This is a genomic window from Kribbella sp. VKM Ac-2569, from assembly GCF_004216905.1.
Taxonomy (GTDB): domain Bacteria; phylum Actinomycetota; class Actinomycetes; order Propionibacteriales; family Kribbellaceae; genus Kribbella.
Window position 1 is genome coordinate 1,057,369 of sequence record NZ_SGXJ01000003.1, and the last position, 19,647, is coordinate 1,077,015.

The following is a 19,647-nucleotide window of genomic DNA, read 5'->3' on the forward strand; positions in this document are numbered from 1 at the left end:
CTACGGCTTCAGCTGGTGGGGACGGCTTCGACCGGTCGAGGGGTGGGGCTGACGGAGAAGCGCCGGTTGATCAGGACCGGCAGACGGCGGCGGGCGTCGGTCAGACGCTGCCGGGAGACGACGGCCGTGATGGTGGCCGGCTCCTCTGCTGCTTGGGCGAGCGGGACACCGAGCGGGTCGACGATGAGGCTCTGGCCGATGTTGCGCTGACCGCATTCACCACTCGCGACGACGTACACGGTGTTCTCGAGCGCGCGGGCGGTGACGAGGGTCTGCCAGTGGTGTTCCTTGAGCGGACCTTTGACCCACGCGGCCGGCAGCACGAGTACGTCGGCGCCGTCGAGGGCGAGGAGGCGGGACAGCTCGGGGAACCGGACGTCGTAGCAGGTCATCAGGCCGACCTTGAAACCGTTGACGTCGATCAGTTCGGGGACGACGTCGGCCGGAGTCACGTTGTCGGACTCCAGTTGGCTGAACGCGTCGTACAGGTGGAGTTTGCGGTAGAGCCCGGTGATCGCGCCGTCCTTCAGGACGACGAGGGTGTTGTACGGCTTGTCGTTGGCGGACTTCTCGTGGATGCCGACGACGACGGTGAGTTGCAGGCCCTCGGTGGCCTTGAGCAGGCCGGTGACGAAGGGGCCGTCGAGCGGCTGGGCGTACTCGCGGATGCGCTCACGCTCCTCGATGAAGCGCGCGAGCACGCCTTCGGGGAGCACGAGCAGGTCGACGCCGTCGGCGTCCGTCTGCTTGATGAGCTGAGTCGCCGTGTCCAGGTTCTCCTGCCAGTCGACGCTCGCGACGAACTGCGCGGCCGAGACGTTCAGCGTACTCATGCGATCTTCTCCAACGGGTCGATCTGGTAGGGAAAGAGGTCTTCAGCGGGCACGGGCTGCGCGAGCAACTCCTGGGCGACAAGGTGGTCCTGGAAGGCGGCGACCATGCGGCGGTCGGCGGAGACGCCGTACGGCATCCAGTCCGGACCGAAGATCCTGGTGGTGACGCCGACTTCCTCGTTGTGCCAGGGGGTGACGTCCATCAGCTTGTTGCGGCGCTGGAAGCTGAGCTGCTTCGCCTGCTCGAACAGATCGATGAGCTGCTGAGCGATCTCGGGCCTTTCCTGCAGCACTTCCTTGCGCAGGGCAAGCAAGTGGATACCGGGGATGAAGCCGTGGCGACCGTAGTACGCACGCTCCTCGGCACGGGTGTCACGGAAAAGCGTGCGGTACGGCGAATCCTGGTCATGGAATCCCGGCGGCATGAACGGCGTCATCACGGCGTCGAGTTCCTTGTCCAGCAGGAGATCCACGAGCCGGGCGCCGTCGGCGGTGTGCCGGATGTTGTTGCTGACCGCAACTCCCCCGATGCGGTCCAGCACCGGGTGGGCCGCGGTCAGCGGGCCGACCTGCCAGTCGGCGTCGTGGATGCCGACGCCGGCCTCGGCGAGGATCGCGCGGGTCCAGGTGTTGCCGCTGTCCGGCCAGCCGGTCAGGCCGATCCGGGCGCCCTTCAGGTCCGCCGCGATCTCGGCCGTCGAGTCCCGCCGCACGATGATGCAGCGATGCCGGAAGCCGCGCATCAGGAAGATCGGCAGCGCGACCACCCGGTCGTCCCCCGCCGCACGGGCCCGGACGTAGCGGCTGAACGAGGTCTCGCCGCCGTCGTACTCGGGGGAACCCCACAGGTCCGGCGTCGCCTCCAGCCGGGTGACGGTCGGGCCGGGGACGTCGCCGAGGGCCAACGGGATCACGTGGTCCCAGTGCCGTACGCCGAGGTGAAGCTTCACGCGGTGTGTTCCTTCGATGCCGGGACGCTCTCGTGGGGTCCGGGTCGGATGCGCGACGTCGCTGTCGCGAGCTCGATTGTTCGGTAGCCTATGTTCAGCGCGATTGCCCGAACAATGCATTGCAATGTTACTGATCAAAAACCTGGGGGACGGCATGGCCGAAGACGTTCCACCGCAGGACGGTCCGGCGGTGTCGTCGGCCTGGCTCGCGGAGCAGATCACCGAGTCCAGTGCGGCGGGGATCGCGGCGGCGATCTCCCGGCTGGTCCGGCACGGTGAACTCGAACCGCAGACCCGCCTTCCGACGGTACGCGCGCTGGCTCCCCGGCTGGACGTCAGCCCGGCGACCGTGTCCGCGGCCTGGGCGACCCTGCGCAAGCAACGCGTCGTCGCCGGCGGCGGACGGCAGGGCACCTGGGTGCTCGGCGGACTCGCGGTCCCCCGGCCGACCCGCTACGAGAACATCTCCCGCCTCTGGCCGGATCAGACCCTCAACCTCACGCGCGCGATCCCTGACCCCGCCCTGCTGCCGGACATGTCCGCCGCGTTCGTCCACGCCCTCCGCGACCCCGACCTGCACTCCTACGAGGTCGTCTCGATCAGCGCGCCACTCCGCGCCGCCGTGGCCCGGACGTGGCCCTTCGAGACCGACCACTGGATGTGCGTGAACGGCGGCTACGAAGGTCTCCTCCTGTTGATGCGTACGACGGTTGTCCCCGGCGAACACGTCGCGATCGAAGAGCCCGCGACCCCACGCCTGCTGGACATCCTCGACAACGTCGGCGCGCGGCCGGTGCCCGTCGCGACCGACGCGGAGGGGCCGGTCCCGGCATCGTTGCGGGAAGCGCTCCAGCACGATCCGGTCGCCTTCATCTACGAGCCGCGGAGCAGCTCACATTTCGGCGCCTCGGTGACGCCGTCGCGCCGCGACGAGCTCGCGGCCCTGCTCGCCGGGACCGACACCCTTGTGATCGAGGACGACGGGCTCGGCGAGCTGAGCTCGTTCGAGTACCACGGGATAGCCGAAGTACTGCCGGCGCAGAGCGTGCTGGTGCGGAGCTACTCCAAGTCCCACTCCCCCGACCTCCGGCTCGCCGTGATGGCCGGCGCCGCCGAGCCGATCGAGCGAGTCCGCGTCTACCGGCAGTTCGGATCGGGCTGGACGAGCCGCATGCTCCAGAACGCGCTCGCCTGGCTGCTCGACGACGAGCCGTCGAAGACCGCGGTCGCCACCGCGCGTACGACGTACCGGGAACGCCGCGACCACCTCACGGGACTGCTGGCCGCCCGCGGTGTCCAGGCGACCGGCCTCGACGGCCTGGCGATCTGGGTACCGGTTCGCAGCGAACACGAGGCACTCCTCGTCCTCGCGTCACACGGCATCGCCGCCGCCGGCGCGAGCGCCAGCTGGACGAAGCCCGGCCCGCCCGCCATCCGCATCGCCACCGGCCTCCCTATTCCCGCCCCCGACCGAGTCGCCGACGCCGTCGCCCGCGCCGTACAGGCCCGATGACCCGGGACTAGCCCTCGAGGTCCAGGCCGACGGGACGGATGAGACCTTCCTGGGCGACGGAAGCGACGAGGCTGCCTGCCTCGTTGTAGAGGCGGCCGGTGGCGAAGCCGCGGGCTCCCGATGCGGACGGCGACGACTGGTCGTACAGCAGCCACTCGTCGGCGCGGAACGGGCGGTGGAACCAGAGTGCGTGATCGAGCGAAGCCGGCTGGATGCGGCGGTCGCCGATGACGATGCCGTGCGGGAGCAGGCTGGCGCCGAGCAGCGTCAGGTCACTGGCATAGGCCAGCACACATGCGTGCAGCGCCGGGTCGTCGGGAAGCTTGCCGGCGGCCCTTATCCAGAATTGGCGTCCGGTGACTCCGGCCAGGCGTACGTCGAGCGCCGCCCACTCCTTGTCCCAGTCGGCCGCCGGTCGACCGGACCGCGCCTCGAGGACGGTCGCGAGTCGCGGGGCCTCTTCCGGCGGTACGGCGTCGTCCGGCATCGGATCCTGGTGATCCAGGCCGGCTTCGGGGCGTTGGAAGGACGCGGACATGTAGAAGATCGGCTTCCCGTTCTGCGACGCCACCACTCGGCGGCTGCTGAACGATCCGCCGTCGCGGGTCGGCTCCGGGCGATACACGATCGGCACGGAGGTATCGCCGGCGCGCAGGAAGTAGCCGTGCAGCGAGTGCACCACCCGCTCCGGGTCGACGGTGCGGCTCGCGGCAGCCAGCGCTTGTCCCAGCACCTGACCGCCGAACACCCGTTGCATCGAGGTCTGCGGCTGACGACCCCGGAACAGGTCGACGTCGATCATCTCCAGGTCGAGCAGCTCGACCAGATCCTCCAGCGACTCAGGCATGCCTCATCCTGACAGCCCCAACCGCCGCGCAACGCCGTACCCGCTGTGGAAACCGTCACGTGCGCTCAACGCGCCCGTCCCCATTTGCCTGGCAGACCCATCAAATGAGGGGTTCCTGACCCTGGGTAAGGGTCAGGAACCCCTCATTTGGTGGGTCAGCCAGGCAAATGGGTAGGTCCACCAGGCAAATGAGGGTGTGTGACGGGGCGGTGGTGCGGCGCGGGTTACTCGTTGTCCTCGCGGTTGAGTTCGGCGAGGAACTGTTCTACTTCTGCGCCTAGCTCGTCGGCCGACGGAGTGGAGTCGGCGAGGAGGCTCTTGCGGGTGAGGGAGCCTTCGGCGGCGTCGTACTGCGTTTCCAGTGCCTTGACGACTGCACTCGCATCCTCGGACGCATCGACCTGCTCGTCGACCAGCCGGCCGGTGACGGCGGCCTCGTCGAGCAGGGCCTTGCTAGGGAGGAGCAGGCCGGTCGCGGCCGAGATCGCGTGGACGAGGGCCAGTGCTGCACCCGGGAAGCGGTTCTCGGCCAGGTAGTGCGGCACATGGACGGCGAAGCCCATCGCGTCCTTGCCCGCCTCGCCGAGACGGACCTGGAGCATCGTCCCCGCGCTCGCGGGCAGCACCATCTCGCCGTCCCAGATGTTCGAGCGGGTGACCAGCTCGGGCCGTGTCGCGTGCGCCGTCAGACCGAGGGGCCGCGTGTGCGGCACACCCATCGGGATGCCGTGCACACCGACCGTGAGCGTCACGTTGTAGAGGTCGTTGAGCTGCCGGATCGCCCCGGCGAACCGGTCCCAGTGGTTGTCCGGTTCGGCGCCCTCGAGCAGCAGGAAGTCGACGCCCGCGTCGTCGGTCACCAGATGCAGGCTCAGGTGCGGCGGGGTGTAGTCGGTGAACCGGTCCTCGGCGAACGTCACCTCGGGCCGCCGGGCCCGGTAGTCGTGCAGGAGGTCGATGTCGAACCGTGCCAGCAGCCGGTGGTCGAGCACCTCGAGCAGGTGGTCGGCGGTCACGCGCCCGGCCTGGCCGGCGTCCATGAAACCGTCCAGCGAGTGCACCAGGACCTTCGGCGTCGCCGCCGGGCCGGTGGCCACCGACTCGTCGACGATCTCGTAGAGGTCGTCCGGTCGCAGCATCGTCGTCTCCTTCGCAACTTCCAACAGACTGACAGGCAGTTCTACCTTCCCCAACGCCGCGATGTCGCGGAGTAATTCCGACCCTGGCGAACTTGCCGGAAAGATTCAGGATGTTCCAAGACTCGGCGGTCGGCGCGACAGCGCTGGAAAGCGCTTGCTAAGTTGTCGTCGTGAGCCCTGAACCAAACTCCGCCCTGACCGTCATGCTGGCGATGAACGACGCCAGCCGGGACCGCGTCCTCGTGCCGCGGGTCCGGCAGCGCCTCGACGCGATCGCCACCGTGCTGCCGGTCGGACCCGGGAGCAGTTTCCTCGCGGACCCCGCCGTACGGGCGGCGCTCCCGGACGTCGACGTACTGCTCACTGGCTGGGGTTGCCCGCGGATCGGGCCGGAGGTTCTCGAGGCGGCACCGAAGCTGCAAGCCATCCTGCACGCCGCGGGCTCGGTCAAGGCGATCGTCGATCCGGCGGCGTTCGACCGCGGCATCCAGGTCTCGTCGGCGGCCACGGCGAACGCGCAGCCGGTCGCCGAGTTCACGGTCGCGGCGATCGTGCTGGCGGGGAAGCGGGCGTTCCGGCTCGCGGCGCAGTACCGGCTGGAGCGGCGTAAGACGGACCCGCACGGGATGCCGGGCAGTTACGGTACGACGGTCGGTCTGCTGGGGGCCTCGCGGATCGCGAAGATGGTCGCGGAGCGGTTGCGCGGATTCGACCTGGAAGTGCTGATCAGCGACCCGTACCTAACCACGGACGAGGCCGCGGCGCTCGGTGCGGAGCTGGTCGACAACGACACGCTCTTCCGCCGTAGCGACATCCTCAGCGTGCACGCGCCGCTGCTGCCGGAGACGGTAGGCCTGGTGGACGCGCGGCTGCTCGCGCTGCTGAAGGACGGCTCGTCGCTGATCAATACGGCCCGCGGCAAGATCATCGACTCCGAGGCGCTGATCCGCGAGTGCGTGACCGGCCGGATCGACGCGATCCTCGATGTCACCGACCCTGAGCCGCTGCCGCCGGACTCGCCGCTGCTCGACCTGCCGAACGTCTTCGTCACCCCACACGTCGCCGGTGCCGTCGGCAACGAGATCGCCCGCCTCGGCGAGCTCGCGGTCAGCGAACTCGAACGCCTCGCCACCGGCCAACCCCTGCAACACGCCATCAGCCCCACCGAGATCGGAAGGCTCGCATGACTGTTTCATTGCCACACCTCCGGCGCGGCGGGTCATCGGGCTGTTACTCCCGGTCTTCCCTCGTCGCTCCAGTCGCTTCGCTCCCTACGCTCCTCAGTCCAGACCGGGAGGCCCGATGACCAGCCTCATCCTGCCGGACACCGACCGTGAGCTCTCCCGTCAGACCGGATGGGTGCGGGCGCACTGGGAGGCGCTCGCGGACCACCTGCTCGACTCGCTCGTTCCGTACTTCTCCCCCGGCGCCTCCCTGGTCGAGCTCCCGGGCCGGCCGAGCCGGTCGGGTATGGCGTCCGACGCGCTGGAGGGATTCGCCCGGTCGTTCATGCTCGCCGCGTTCCGGATCGCCGGCGTCCAGGGCAAGGGCTGCGAGGAACTGATCGAGCGGTACGCGCGGGGTGTCGCGAACGGCGCCAACCCGGACCACCCCGAGGCGTGGCTGCGGCTCACCCCGAGGTCGCAGCAGATGGTGGAGGCCGCGGCGATCGCGGTGTCACTGCACGAGACCCGCGAATGGATCTGGGACCGCCTCGACACGCGGGCCCAGGAACACGTCGCGGAGTGGCTCGGCGGCTTCAACGGATCGACGACGCACGACAACAACTGGCGGCTGTTCCAGGTCGTCAGCGAGCAGTTCCTCGCGTCGGTCGGAGCGCCGTACTCGCAGGAGGACATCGACGGCGGCCTCGACCGGATCGAGGACTGGTACGTCGGCAACGGCTGGTACTCCGACGGCGACGGGCAGAACTTCGACAACTACATCGGCTGGGCGATGCACCTGTACCCGGGCCTGTGGGCGCGGATGGCGGCCGCGACGCCGGGAGCGCAGTACGAGGACCGGCTGAAGCTCTACAAGGAACGGATCAAGCTCTTCCTCGAAGACGCCGTACACCTGGTCGGGAACGACGGGGCGCCGATCTACCAGGGGCGGTCGCTGACCTACCGGATGGCGGCCGCGGCGCCGTACTGGATGGGTGCGATCCTCAACTCGACACCGTTGACGCCGGGTGAGACGCGACGGCTGTGCTCGGGCGTCGCGCGGCATTTCGTGCAGCACGGGGTGCCGGACGAGCGTGGCGTGCTGACGCTCGGGTGGTACGACACGTTCCTGCCGACGACGCAGCAGTACTCCGGTCCTGGTTCGCCGTACTGGGCCTCGAAGGGGTTTGTCGGGTTGATCCTGCCGCCAGAGCATCCGGTGTGGTCGGACCCGGAGGGCTCGATTCCGCTGGACAACGCGGATCAGCTCCGAGCGATGCCCGAGCCCGGGTGGATTGTGCACGCGAGTCGCCACGACCAGGTCGTGCAGCTGGTGAACCACGGCGCCGACCATGCGCCGGTGGCCGAGCCGCAGGGCGTGGAGCCGGCGGGCGATCCGCACTACAACCGGCTGGCGTACGCGAACCACGCGGGCCCGGACCTGTCGGATCACGAGCCACACATCGACAACCTGATCTCGCTGGTCTCCCCCGACGGGCAGGCCAGCGGGCGCGGGCGGATCCGACGGCTCGGCGTGGATGGCAGTACGGCGTCGTCGTGGCACAACGCCTGGCTCGGCGACGAAGGACCGTGGGCGATCGAGATCACGTCCGTGGTGCACAGTGGCTGGGAAATCCGGTGCGCTCTGGTCGACGGCCCGGACGGAGCACTGGTGCGCAGCGGTGGATTCGCGGTCGCGGGCGACTCTTTGCCAGAGGCAACAGCCAGCGAAAGGTCCGCCTCCGCACGGAATTCAGATGGGTTGGTGTCGGCGGTGGTCGGCCTGCACGGGTACGACGAAGCAGGCGTGCACCGCGGGCTTGGAGTGAACCCGTACGGCGCGCACTCGGCGACGCCGTACCTGACGGCACCGCATCACGGGGAGCCGTTGGTGCTCGTGAACGCCGTACTGCTGACCCGCGACGCGCTCCGGCCGGAGGCGCTTGCCGAGGGCATCGATATCGCCGTGGACGGTACGACGGTGCGGATCAGCCTGCCCGGAGGCGGTACCGAGGTGGTCGAACTGGGACGGAATCGAGCCGGTTAGGTCAGGCTCGCCAAGGGTGTGGATTCGGCGGACGGCCATTAGATTGACGGAATGAGCACGTACGAGAAACTCCTGCAGGAACAGATCCGTAACGAATTCACGGCCGCGCAGCAGTACGTGGCAGTCGCTGTCTGGTTCGACGACCAGGACCTGCCGCAGCTGGCCGCGCACTTCTACAAGCAGTCACTGGAAGAGCGCAACCACGCGATGATGATGGTCCAGTACCTGCTCGACAAGGACATCCGGCCGCACATCCCGTCGGTCGGTGAGGTCGAGTCGGACTTCAAGACCGCGTTGGAGCCGCTCGAGCTCGCGCTGGCGCAGGAGATCACGGTCACCAAGCAGATCGAGATGCTCGCGCGCACGGCCCGTGACGAGAGCGACTACGTCGGTGAGCAGTTCATGCAGTGGTTCCTCAAGGAGCAGGTCGAGGAGGTCGCGGCCATGAACACCCTGGTCAACGTCGCCAAGCGCGCCGGCGACAATCTCTTCCACCTCGAGGACTTCCTGGCTCGCGAGACCGTTGGCGACGCCGGCGCCGACCCCACGGCCCCCACAGCGGCAGGCGGAACGGTCTGACCTACCAGCTCCCGCCGCCACCGCCTCCTCCGCCGCCGCCCGACGAACCCGAGGACGACGATGACGAGGAACCGCTGTACGAGCTGAAGCCGGATGAGCTGCCGCCGCCGGATCCCGGCTCGGGCGCGGGAGGTGGTGGCGCCACGAACGTGGTCTGGACCGCGGTGCTCATCGAGGCGGCCGACCAGTTGGAGTGGTAGTACGACGGGCCGACGTACCAAGTCGGATCGGGCGTCAGCCGGCCGGCCTCCACGAGCTCCGCACAGACCCGCTGCCAGCGGGAGGCGAGACCGAAGGCGATGGCCCAGGGCAGGTACTTCGAGAAGATGTCCTCGCCCTCCTCGAAGCGCAGCTGATCCGCCTCGGCGGTCGCGAGGTACACCTGGAACCCGATGACCTGGTCCGTGATCGCGCGACCTTCTGCGCTCCGCTGCCCGCGCCGTCTCCTCCCGATCCACATCCAGAGCAGCGTCAGCAGGGCGCAGCCGGGAATGATGATCGCGATCACGCGGCCCGCGGTTGCCGGGCCAGACCCGATCTGTGCAGCGCCGAAGCAGAGGATGCCGAGAGCGAACGTGAGCATCCAGCCGAGAGCCGTCGAGCCGTCGCCGTTACCGGACGAGGCCGGCAGCCTGAGGTACCACTGCTGCCGTCTGATGTTGGTCCACACGGCGTCGTACATCTTGTCCGCGGCCTGCACCAGCGTGTAGTCGCCGACCTCGGCGCGTTCGAGCGCCCGCTCCTCGCCTGGCTCCTGCTTCGGGAACAATCCCTTGAGCAGCACCTTCTCGTGCTTCGCCGTCGCAACCTCCGGGTCGACCAGCACTGCCTTGCGCGCGCCGTCATCGGTGTTGTCGAGGTGGATCGCACCGCGGACAGCGAGGTGGATCAGCGTTGCCGCGAGGGCAGTGGACTTGTCCGCCGCCTCGGCCATCAGGGCGCCCTCCGCGACCGTGACCTCGGGCGGCGCGAACGCCACCGGGATCTGGTCGTCCGTGAGCTGATCCCGTCCGATCTGTGCACTCGCGCCCGCGGGCGGAACGGTCCCCGGCGGCAGGCCGACGTACCGCAGATCGCGGAGGCCGCGCCGGTTGTAGAGGAACGCAGCGGCGATGCCGGCCGCGGTGGCCAGAGCGGATCCGGCGAGTGCGAGCCAGGACATCCCGTTGCGCTCCAGCCAGTTCGGCGGGTCGACCACGATCGGTGTGTCGTTCTGCACGGCGCCGGCCTTGATCCCGGCCACGATCGTCAGCTGGCTCCCTTCGAGGATGTCGGATTGGGTGAAGCGCCCGACGCCGCCGGTGACGGCCTTGCTCTCGCAGGGAGTGTTGGAGCCTGACCAGCCGCTGTAGCACTCGACCCGTTGCACGCCCTGCGGTGCGTGGACGCTCACCGCGACCTTCTTGATGTCGGCGTCCCAAGCGGAACCGGTGGCGTCCCAGTACAGCTCGCTGTGGTCGTCGAAGTGCCGGAGCGCGCCACGGACGTCGTACGAGATCACGTACTTCGCGCTGGTCGACCAGATCGTCCGGTCCTTCGAGCCGATCTTGATCCGCAGCGTCTGGTCCCGGTCGCCGTTGAGCTTCGCCGTCTCGGTCGTGAACTCGTCCGGTGCGGTCGGCGACGACACCTCGATGTTCGAGACCTCGTACTTCTGGTCCTTCGTCTTGTCGTCGGCGTACGGCTCGCGGATCACCAGGTCGCGGTAGATCCCGTGCCGTCCGGACTCCGCGAAGGTGTAGTCGATCGTCTCCTCGACGTGCAGTACGCCGTCCTCGGAGACGCTGTAGATGATCGCGAACGATTCGATCTCGTCGCCGTACGCCGTGGTCGCGGCCTCGGCCGGTACGGCGAAACCCGCCACCGCGAGAACGGTGAACAGTGAGCTGATGACGATCCCGAGTCCCCGACGCATAGCCGGGAATGTAGCGGCCCAAAAGGCCACGCAGCAGCCCACTACCAGCTGCCGCCGCCTCCACCGCCGCCACCGCCGCCCGAGGACCCGCCGCTGAAACCGGACGAGCTGCCGCCGCCACCGCCGGAGCTGGACGGCGTGGGCGGCGGGCTGAAGGTGTTCGCGACGGTAGTGCTGACCGCGGCCGCGGTCCAGCCGGAGGTGTAGTAGGACGGTCCGTAGTACCAGTACGGGTCGGGCGTGATGCGGCCGGCGGCGACGAGCTGCTCGCACACCCGTTGCCAGCGGTCGGCGAGGCCGAAAGCGATGGCCCAGGGCAGGTACTTCGAGAAGATGTCCTCGCCCTCCTCGAAGCGCAGCTGGTCCGCCTCGGCCGTGGCCAGGTACTTGCGGAAGCCGATCAGCTGGTCGGCCACCGCGCGGCCGGCCGGGTTCCGTTGCCCGCGGCCCCGGACCGCGATCCAGATGCCGATGGCAACGATGACCGCGATCACCGGCACCGCGACGACCACCGCCCGGCCGAATCCCCCGGTCGCGGCGCTGATCACGGTGCCCATCAAACCGGCGCCGACGACCCAGATGCCGATCATCGCCATACAGGCGCAGCCGAAGCCGTTCTTGAACGCCGAGCCGCCACCGGCCCGCGGCATCCGCAGGTACCACTGGCGGGCCTTCACCTGGTCACGGAGTGCCTTGATCATCTCGTTGTGCGCGTTGCGCATGGTGTTGTCACCCACCGCACCGCGCTCCAGTTGCACCTCCATGCCCGGCTGCAGCCCCGGGTACAGGCCGAGCATCAGCGCCTGCTCGTGCGGTGCGGTCGCGGCCGCCGGGTTCAGCAGCACCGCCTTCTGCGACGTGCCGTCGTTCTCGATCCGTACGCCGCCGCGCACCGCCAGGTCGATCAGCGTCGCGGCCGTCTCGGTCGTGTTCGCCTTCGCGTCGATCAGCAGGCCGCCCTCGGCGACCGGGATCCGTGGCGGCGCGAACGCGACCGGGATCTGGTCCTCGGTGAGGTCGTCCTTCACCGGCTGCGCGGCGACCCCGTCCGGTGGGAACGCGCCCGGCGGCATCCCGGCGTACCGCTGGTCCTTGTTGCCGAACTTCGCGTAGAGCGAGGCGAGCACGATGGCGGCTGCGGTCGCGACGCCGGAGCCGATCAGCGAGAGCCAGGACACCCCGTTGCGCTCCAGCCAGCTCGGCGGGTCGACCAGGATCGGGGTGTCGTTCTGGACGGCGCCGGCGGTGATTCCGGCGACGATCGTCAACTGCTCGCCCTGATCGAGCTGGGAGGCGCCGAACACTCCCTTCTCGCCGACGACCGACTTCTGCTGGCACGTGCGGTTCGATCCGGCGGTGCCCAGGAAGCACTCGGTCTTGGTGACGCCCTGCGGTACGTCGACGTTGACCGTGACCTGGTCGATCACCGCGCTCCACGCGCTGCCGGTGGCGTCCCAGTACAGCTCGCTGTGGTCGTCGAAGTGCCGGAGCGCGCCGCGCACGTCGTACGAGATCTTGTACGTCGCCTCGGTGCCGGAGATCGTCTTGTCCGGGTCGCCGATCTTGACCTGCAGTTCCCCGTAGCGGCCCTTGTTCCCCTCGTACGTGTCGACGGTGAACTCGTCCGGCGCGCCGGTCGGGGACGACACGTCGATGTTCGAGACCTGGTACTCCTGGTCCTTCGAGTCGTCGTCCTTGTAGGGCTCGCGGGTGACCAGGTCCCGGTAGATCCCGTGCCGCCCGGACTCCGCGAAGTGGTAGTCGATCGTCTCCTCGACGTGCAGCACGCCCTCGGCGGACACGGTGTAGTCGATCCTGAAGTTCCTGATCTCGTCACCGGCCTCCGCCGTACCCGCGCTTGCCGGTACAGCGAAACCGGCCAGCGCCAGGACGGCGACCAACGTACTGATGACGACCCCGAGTGCCCTACGCATGTCCGCGACACTATCGAGCGCCAGGGTCCGCGGGTCGCAGGCTCGACACGAATCCGCGAGCTGAGGGGCCTTGTGCGAAGTGTCGGTTAGGGGAATCGTGGGTGGACCAGGAGGAACGTCATGGCAGACAAGACGAACGCTTCCCAAGGCACCGGGGCCGCGCCCGCTGTGGACAACCCGGGAGCCATCCGCAACGTGGTGCTGGTCGGCCCTTCGGGCTCCGGCAAGACCACCCTCGTCGAGGCCTTGCTGGTGGCCTCCGGAGTCCTGAACAGACCCGGCACCGTCCTGGACGGAACCACGGTGTGCGACTTCGACGACGCCGAGATCCGGCAGCAGCGCTCTGTGGGCCTGTCGCTCGCCTCGCTGCCGCACGACGCCGGCCAGGGGAAGGTCAAGATCAACCTGATCGACACGCCCGGATACGCCGACTTCGTCGGTGAGCTGCGGGCCGGTCTTCGCGCCGCCGACTGTGCGCTGTTCGTGATCTCGGCGAACGAGGGCGTCGACGAGCCGACCCGGACGGTCTGGCAGGAGTGCGAGCAGGTGGGAATGCCGCGCGCGGTCGTGATCACGAAGCTCGACCACGCCCGCGCGAACTACCAGAACGCGCTCTCCACGGCGCAGAACGCGTTCGGCGACAAGGTGCTGCCGCTCTACCTGCCCGCTGGTGACGGGCTGATCGGGCTGCTCTCCCAGTCGTACTTCGAGTACGCCGACGGCAAACGTTCGACCGCGGCGCCGGACCCGTCGTACGCCGACGAGATCGAGGAGCTGCGCGGCACGCTGATCGAGGGCATCATCGAGGAGTCCGAGGACGAGTCCTTGATGGACCGCTACCTCGGCGGCGAGGAGATCGACCAGAAGGTCCTGATCGACGACCTCGAGCGCGCCGTCGCCCGCGGCTCGTTCTTCCCGGTGGTCCCGGTCTGCAGCGCCTCCGGGGTCGGCACGCTGGAGCTCCTCGAGGTGATCACCAGCGGTTTCCCGTCACCGCCAGAGCACAAGCTCCCGGAGGTCTTCACCCCGCACGGAGTCGCCCGCCAGGGCCTCACGTGCGACACCGCCGGACCGCTGCTCGCCGAGGTGGTGAAGACGACGTCGGACCCGTACGTCGGCAGGGTCAGCCTGGTGCGGGTGTTCTCCGGCACCATCAGGCCCGACACGACGGTTCACGTGTCGGGCCATTTCACGTCGTTCTTCGGTGACCACAACGGAGCGTCGCACGGGCACGAGGACCACGACGAGGACGAGCGGATCGGCACGCTGTCGTTCCCGCTCGGCAAGACGCAGCGTCCGGCGGGGCAGGTGATCGCCGGTGACCTGTGCGCGATCGGCCGGCTGACCCGCGCGGAAACCGGTGACACGCTCTCCGACAAGGCGGATCCGCTGCTGCTGCGGCCGTGGAACATGCCGGAGCCGTTGCTGCCGATCGCCGTCCAGGCGCATGCGAAGACCGACGAGGACAAGCTCGGGGCCGGGCTGCAGCGGCTGGCGGCCGAGGATCCGACGTTGCGGATCGAGCAGAACCCGGAGACCCACCAGATCGTGCTGTGGTGCATGGGCGAGGCGCACTCGGACGTCGTACTGGACGCGCTGTCGAACCGGTACGGCGTGACCGTGGACACCGTCGAGCTACGGGTGCCGCTGCGGGAGACGTTCGGCGGGTCGGCCAAGGGTCACGGACGGCACGTGAAGCAGTCCGGCGGGCACGGTCAGTACGCCGTGTGTGACATCGAGGTCGAGCCGCTGCCGGGAGGGTCGGGCTTCGAGTTCGTCGACAAGGTGGTCGGCGGTGCCGTGCCGAGGCAGTTCATCCCGAGCGTCGAGAAGGGCATCCGGGCGCAGATGGAGAAGGGCGTCGGGGCCGGGTATCCGATGGTCGACATCCGGGTCACGTTGCGCGACGGGAAGGCGCACAGCGTCGACTCGTCCGACATGGCGTTCCAGATGGCCGGCGGGCTGGCGCTGCGTGAGGCGGCGGCCGCAACCAAGGTCGCGATGCTGGAGCCGGTGGATCTGGTGTCGGTGCTGGTGCCCGACGATCTCGTCGGTGCGGTGATGAGCGACCTGTCCGGGCGTCGCGGGCGGCTGCTCGGGACCGACAAGATCGGCGAGAACAGGACGCTGGTGAAGGCCGAAGTACCGCAGGTGGAGATCACCCGCTACTCGATCGACCTCCGCTCGCTGTCCCACGGTTCGGCGTCGTTCAGCCGCGAGTTCTCCCGGTACGAGGCGATGCCGGAGTCGGTCGCGTCGAGGCTGAAGTGACCTAGGGCTTGGAGTCGCGGGTGAGGCGGCGGCGTACGTCGCGGGACTTGAGGTACGCCGCCACATCGTCGTACCGCTCGCTCTGGTTGGCGAACTCGATGTACGAGCGGACGCGGTGCAGCCAGTCGAGCGTCGACGGCTTCACCGCGGTCAGCGCGTCGGTGAGGTGGCGCATCGCGAGTGGCGGTTCGCCACCGCTCGAAAGCGCCTCGTCGATCACCTTGTCGACGCCGCGCTCGATCAGCGCGCGCAGGTCGGCGCCGCTGAACATCGCTGTCTGGCTTGCGAGGGCCTTCAGGTCGAGGCCGTCGGCCGGGACCTCCTTCGTCAGCACGGACAGGATGTCGGAACGGGCCGGTTCGTCCGGCGGCGGTACGAAGATCACCCGGTCGAAACGGCCGGGGCGGAGCATCGCCTCGTCGACGTCCCACGGCGCGTTCGTCGCGGCGAGCACCAGCAGGCCCTCGTTCTCAGAGCCGATCGCGTCCAGCTCCTGCAGCAGTACGTCGACCAGCCGGCGCGCCTCGGACCCGCCGTGCTTGTGGCGCGCGAACGCCAGCGCGTCCAGCTCGTCGAGGAACAGCACGCACGGAGAGTTGGCGCGGGCGCGCTCGAACGCGGCGTGCAGATTGCGCTCGGAGACACCGAGGTACGGGTCCATCACGTCCTCGATCCGGACGTTAATGAACGGCAGCCCGCACTCCCCCGCGGTCGCACGCGCCAGCAGCGTCTTGCCGCAGCCGGGCGGCCCGTACAGCATCACGCCGCCGCCGGATTTCCGCCCGTACTTCTCGTACAGCTCCGGCCGGCTCAGCGGGAGGATCACCATCCTGTGGATGACCCGCTTGATCTCCTCCATGCCACCGACCTGGTCGAAGGTGGTGGTCTCCTTGGGCGTGTCCGGGATCAGCGGATCCTGCTCGTCCTCGGGCCCGACCTTGATCCGTACGCCGCTGCGCTCGGCGATCATGCCGTCCACGAGCTGCTGCAAGCGCCCGGTCCCCTCGACGACGCCGCGCTGGCGAGCCGCTTCGAGCAGGTTCCGCAGCAGGGCGAGCCGCCCGTTCGCCGCGGCCAGTTCACCGACCGGCACGAACTGGTCGTCGGGTAACCCACGCTGATCGAGCAGTACGACGTACTGGTCGAGCGCCTCCTCGGTCTCACCGGCCGCGGCCAGCGACTCCGCGAGCACGAGCCGCAGCAGTACGTCGTCCGGCGCCGCGTCGACTGCCTTACGCAGCGCCTCGATGCGGTCGTTGCTCATGAGCCCCACTTTCGGTTGAGCCAACGGCGGACCAGCGGTGGGACCACCCAGGAGTAGACGCAGAAGCCCAGCCACACCATGGCGAAGGCGAAGGACAGCGGTGCGAGCCCGGCCGCGCGGAGGCCGTAGATGACTGCGACCGCGCCGACCCAGACGACCAGCGGATTGATGCGCGCGAACGGACGCAGCGGAACCATCAGCGGGTGGTTGAACAGCTTCGCCTCGCGGGCGGCGGCCCGCAGGTCGGCGTCACCTGGTTGCGAGGCGGCGGCGGACCGCAGCGAGTTGTATCCGGCTCGGGAGTCCCCGGTCAGCATCGACGCCGTACCGTGCAACGCCCGCGCGTTCGGGTCCTCGGGGTCGTACGACAACGCCTCGGTGCTGTGCCGGTGCATGTCGCGGTCCTTGCCGAGCGCGAACGCCACCTGTGCACGGGCAGCCGAGACAGCCACACTCTCCGGCGCGTGCGACGCGGCACGCTCGACCAGGGCGCTCGCCTTCTCGGCCTGCCCGGCCGCCAAACAGACATGGGCGTACCCGAGCAGCAGGTCCGGATCGTTCGGGTCGAGGCTCAGGCCCTGCAGGAACGCGGCCTCGGCCTCGGGCAGACGGCCCTCCGAACGCAGCGCGGACCCGAGAACGTGCAGCATCGCGGGGAACGGGCCGTGCTGGGCAAGGCCGTCCCGCAGTACGTCGACCGCCTCGGCGTCCCGGTCCAGCGCATGCAACGCGGCACCGCGGAACAGGTACGCGCGGTAGTCCACCGCCGCATCGCCGGACAGCCCCTGCAGTTCGTCGAGCACGCGCTCGGGGCGGCCGATCTGCAGCCAGTGCGCGGCCATCCGCAGCCGTGCCTCACTCGGTTCGTTCACAGCACCACCGTCACCAGGAAGAGGATCAACGCCTCGGCGATCGCGCCGCCGATCGTCACCGCGATCCCCCAGCCCCACAGGGATCCGTAGTCCGCACCCCGCAGCTGGAACGCGCGGTCCATCGGACGCTGCAGGCGGAGCTGGACCATGCAGCACAGTACGGCGACCACGCGGATGCTGACCCGGAGACCCGACGTGACGCCGGCGTCGTCGTACAGCAGGACGAACACGCCGATCACCGCGAGCAGGCCGACCAGTCCGGTCAGCAGGATCAGCCGGCGCTTGGCGACGTCGACGCCGAGCCGGCCCGCGTTGAGGTAGGCCACGGCCGTGGACGCGAGCACGCCGCCGAAGAACGCGACGTACGTCTGGGACATCAAGCGCCACGGGCGCGCCGACATGTCCACGCCGGCGCCGACGGTCGGGCGCAGGAGTTCGTCCGGCATCGGGCTCCAAGGGCAGATGGGCACAGGTTCGGCTCGCGCAGTGTATAGCCTGGGCCGATGAGCGAGAACTGCATCTTCTGCGGGATCGTGGCCGGCACCATTCCCTCCACACGGGTCGCCGAGACCGACCGGGCGATCGCGTTCATGGACATCAACCCCGGCACGACCGGACACCTGCTGGTGGTGCCGCGCGAACACTCGACGGATCTCCGCGATGCCGCTCCCGAGGACCTCACCGCCGCGACCCTGCTCGCCCAGTCGCTGGTCTCCCGGGTGATCGACCGCCTCGAGGGCGCGACCGGGGCGAACCTGCTCAGCTGCATCGGCTCGGACGCCTGGCAGTCCGTCTTCCACACCCACCTGCACGTCATCCCCCGCTACCCGAACGACCCCCTGGTGCTGCCGTGGACGCCGCACCCTGGCGACCTCGACGAGATCAAGACCATCAGCGAGAAGCTGGCCCAAGCCTGAACGCAGCCGTCACTCCCTACGCTTCCCGCTGCCCGCACCGGTGCACCGCCTGTCGAGCTGACCATCACCCGCAATCCCCCTGGCTGCTGTCAGTCCCCAAACCGGTTTGGGGACCATTTCGACCGGGACTGGGGAGCCCTCCCCCCGGAAACGGCAGGTGAAACTCCCCAAACCCCGGCCGCTCTCACCCAGGTCCCACGCCCACGTCCCACGCGCGAACCGGGCCACGCGCTGCGCCGCGACGGCCCGGCTGTCTCCGCCGTGGCGGTGGCTTCATTTCTGGGGTGAGGCTGCGGGGTGACGCTCATCGGCGGGCGACGAGCTCGTAGACCGAGAGCAGCTCCGGGAGCAGGACGGACCAGTCGTACTTCGGTACGCCGGCCAACCCCACGGCTCGCAATTGCTCGCGCTCGTCGGGCCGGCGCAGTAGTCGGAGAGCACGGGCCGCGAGCTCGCCGGCGTTCCCTGGCTCGAACAACTCCCCCAGCTGCCCGCCCTCCAGCACGTGCCGGAACGCGGGCAGGTCACTCGCCAGCACCGGCGCACCGGCCGCCATCGCCTCCAGCAAGACGATGCCGAAGCTCTCGCCACCGAGATGCGGGGCGACGTAGACGTCCGAACCGGCCAGCATGTCTGCCCGAGCCTCGTCGTCGATCGCGCCCAGGAACAGCACGTTGTCCTGATACCGCGGCGGCAGCGCCTCGTCGGCCTGTCCTGATCCGGCGACCAGGATCTTCAACCGTGGACGCTCGGCGATCAGCGCCGGTACGGCGTCCAGCAGCACGCCGAGGCCCTTGCGCGGCTCGTCCAGCCGTCCAAGGAAGCTGATCGTGCCGTCCTCGCCCATCCACTCCGGGCGCGGGCTGCCCTTGAACCGCGCGGTGTAGAGACCGTTCGGGATCACCACAGCCTCGCCGCCGATGTGCTGCACCATCATCGAGCGCGCGTTCTCGGAGACCGCGATCCGGGCGTCGATCTTCTCCAGCGCCGGCCGGAGCAGGCTGGACGCCACGCTCATCGCCCGGGACCGGACCTGCCAGGTATGGAAGGTGGCGACGAACGGCCCGTCGGCGGACCACAGCGCGATGATCGAGGCGCTCGGCGTGGTCGGCTCGTGGACGTGGACGACGTCGAAGTTTCCGTCGGCGAGCCAGCTCTTCACGCGCGCCGCCGTACGCGGACCAAACGTCACACGAGCGACCGACCCGTTGTACGGCACGCCGACGGCCCGTCCGGACGAGACGACGTACGGCGGGATCGCGCTGTCCGAGGACTCGTCGACCGGGGCCAGGACCGACACCCCGTGACCGAGGGAGAGTAGGGCCTCGGCGAGGTCGCGGACGTGGTTCTGCACCCCGCCGGGCGTGCCCAGCGAGTACGGGCAGACCACGCCGATCCTCATA

At 69.1% G+C, this 19,647-nt stretch carries 16 protein-coding genes; 6 read left to right on the plus strand and 10 right to left on the minus strand.

Going from position 1 to position 19,647, the window contains the following annotated elements; genetic code table 11:
* Positions 1-8: 8 nt before the first annotated feature.
* Together EV649_RS25275 and EV649_RS40915 are read right to left on the minus strand one after the other, a co-directional pair.
* Positions 9-833: a deaminated glutathione amidase gene (locus EV649_RS25275; RefSeq protein WP_198682666.1), complete on the minus strand. Its 825-nt coding sequence runs from the start codon at positions 831-833 to the stop codon at positions 9-11.
* Positions 830-1,783, minus strand: coding sequence for a hypothetical protein (locus tag EV649_RS40915; RefSeq protein WP_157996315.1), 954 nt, complete (start codon positions 1,781-1,783; stop codon positions 830-832). The genes EV649_RS25275 and EV649_RS40915 overlap by 4 nt, the downstream gene beginning before the upstream one ends.
* 124 nt (positions 1,784-1,907) lie before the next feature.
* Here EV649_RS40915 and EV649_RS25285 point away from each other — a divergent pair, with 124 nt between their 5' ends.
* Positions 1,908-3,296 (plus strand): aminotransferase class I/II-fold pyridoxal phosphate-dependent enzyme, encoded by a 1,389-nt coding sequence (locus EV649_RS25285; protein ID WP_198682667.1) that lies wholly within the window; start codon positions 1,908-1,910, stop codon positions 3,294-3,296.
* 7 nt (positions 3,297-3,303) lie between these two features.
* On the opposite strand, the gene EV649_RS25290 is transcribed toward EV649_RS25285, so the two are convergent.
* Together EV649_RS25290 and EV649_RS25295 are read right to left on the minus strand one after the other, a co-directional pair.
* Entirely contained in the window at positions 3,304-4,143 is an 840-nt protein-coding gene (locus EV649_RS25290; protein ID WP_130386032.1) for an acyl-CoA thioesterase II, read from the minus strand.
* A 224-nt stretch (positions 4,144-4,367) separates the two neighbouring features.
* Positions 4,368-5,282, minus strand: coding sequence for a PAC2 family protein (locus EV649_RS25295; protein WP_130386033.1), 915 nt, complete (start codon positions 5,280-5,282; stop codon positions 4,368-4,370).
* A gap of 170 nt (positions 5,283-5,452) precedes the next feature.
* On the opposite strand from EV649_RS25295, the gene EV649_RS25300 reads away from it, so the two are divergent.
* From EV649_RS25300 to EV649_RS25310, 3 genes are all read left to right on the plus strand, one after another.
* Positions 5,453-6,469, plus strand: a complete 1,017-nt coding sequence (locus EV649_RS25300) for a hydroxyacid dehydrogenase (protein WP_241998626.1) — start codon at positions 5,453-5,455, stop codon at positions 6,467-6,469.
* Between the two features lie 115 nt (positions 6,470-6,584).
* On the plus strand, positions 6,585-8,492 hold the full coding sequence (locus EV649_RS25305; RefSeq protein WP_130386034.1) for a DUF2264 domain-containing protein: 1,908 nt from the start codon (positions 6,585-6,587) through the stop codon (positions 8,490-8,492).
* A gap of 51 nt (positions 8,493-8,543) precedes the next feature.
* The gene (locus EV649_RS25310; protein WP_130386035.1) at positions 8,544-9,071 is read left to right on the plus strand and encodes a ferritin; all 528 of its coding nucleotides are present in this window, start codon (positions 8,544-8,546) and stop codon (positions 9,069-9,071) included.
* Between the two features lies 1 nt (position 9,072).
* Here the strand turns inward: EV649_RS25310 and EV649_RS25315 are convergent, their stop codons facing one another.
* On the minus strand, positions 9,073-10,986 hold the full coding sequence (locus EV649_RS25315; RefSeq protein WP_130386036.1) for a DUF2207 domain-containing protein: 1,914 nt from the start codon (positions 10,984-10,986) through the stop codon (positions 9,073-9,075).
* A 41-nt stretch (positions 10,987-11,027) separates the two neighbouring features.
* Positions 11,028-12,920 (minus strand): DUF2207 domain-containing protein, encoded by a 1,893-nt coding sequence (locus EV649_RS25320; RefSeq protein ID WP_130386037.1) that lies wholly within the window; start codon positions 12,918-12,920, stop codon positions 11,028-11,030.
* Between the two features lie 120 nt (positions 12,921-13,040).
* Between EV649_RS25320 and EV649_RS25325 the strand changes: the two genes are divergently transcribed.
* Positions 13,041-15,191, plus strand: coding sequence for an elongation factor G-like protein EF-G2 (locus EV649_RS25325; protein ID WP_130386038.1), 2,151 nt, complete (start codon positions 13,041-13,043; stop codon positions 15,189-15,191).
* 1 nt (position 15,192) lies between these two features.
* On the opposite strand, the gene EV649_RS25330 is transcribed toward EV649_RS25325, so the two are convergent.
* Genes EV649_RS25330 through EV649_RS25340 form a run of 3 tightly spaced genes read right to left on the minus strand, consistent with a single transcriptional unit; the run spans position 15,193 to position 17,773 of the window.
* Positions 15,193-16,455, minus strand: a complete 1,263-nt coding sequence (locus tag EV649_RS25330; protein ID WP_130386039.1) for a tetratricopeptide repeat protein — start codon at positions 16,453-16,455, stop codon at positions 15,193-15,195.
* Positions 16,452-17,327 carry a tetratricopeptide repeat protein gene (locus EV649_RS25335; protein ID WP_130386040.1) on the minus strand — a complete coding sequence of 292 codons (876 nt, stop codon included), beginning with the start codon at positions 17,325-17,327 and terminating at the stop codon, positions 16,452-16,454. The genes EV649_RS25330 and EV649_RS25335 overlap by 4 nt, the downstream gene beginning before the upstream one ends.
* Positions 17,324-17,773 carry a hypothetical protein gene (locus tag EV649_RS25340; RefSeq protein WP_130386041.1) on the minus strand — a complete coding sequence of 150 codons (450 nt, stop codon included), beginning with the start codon at positions 17,771-17,773 and terminating at the stop codon, positions 17,324-17,326. Before EV649_RS25340 ends, EV649_RS25335 begins: the two co-directional genes overlap by 4 nt.
* A gap of 57 nt (positions 17,774-17,830) precedes the next feature.
* On the opposite strand from EV649_RS25340, the gene EV649_RS25345 reads away from it, so the two are divergent.
* Entirely contained in the window at positions 17,831-18,244 is a 414-nt protein-coding gene (locus EV649_RS25345; RefSeq protein ID WP_130386042.1) for an HIT family protein, read from the plus strand.
* A 304-nt stretch (positions 18,245-18,548) separates the two neighbouring features.
* On the opposite strand, the gene EV649_RS25350 is transcribed toward EV649_RS25345, so the two are convergent.
* Positions 18,549-19,646 carry a glycosyltransferase family 4 protein gene (locus tag EV649_RS25350; RefSeq protein ID WP_130386043.1) on the minus strand — a complete coding sequence of 366 codons (1,098 nt, stop codon included), beginning with the start codon at positions 19,644-19,646 and terminating at the stop codon, positions 18,549-18,551.
* Position 19,647: the final 1 nt, after the last annotated feature.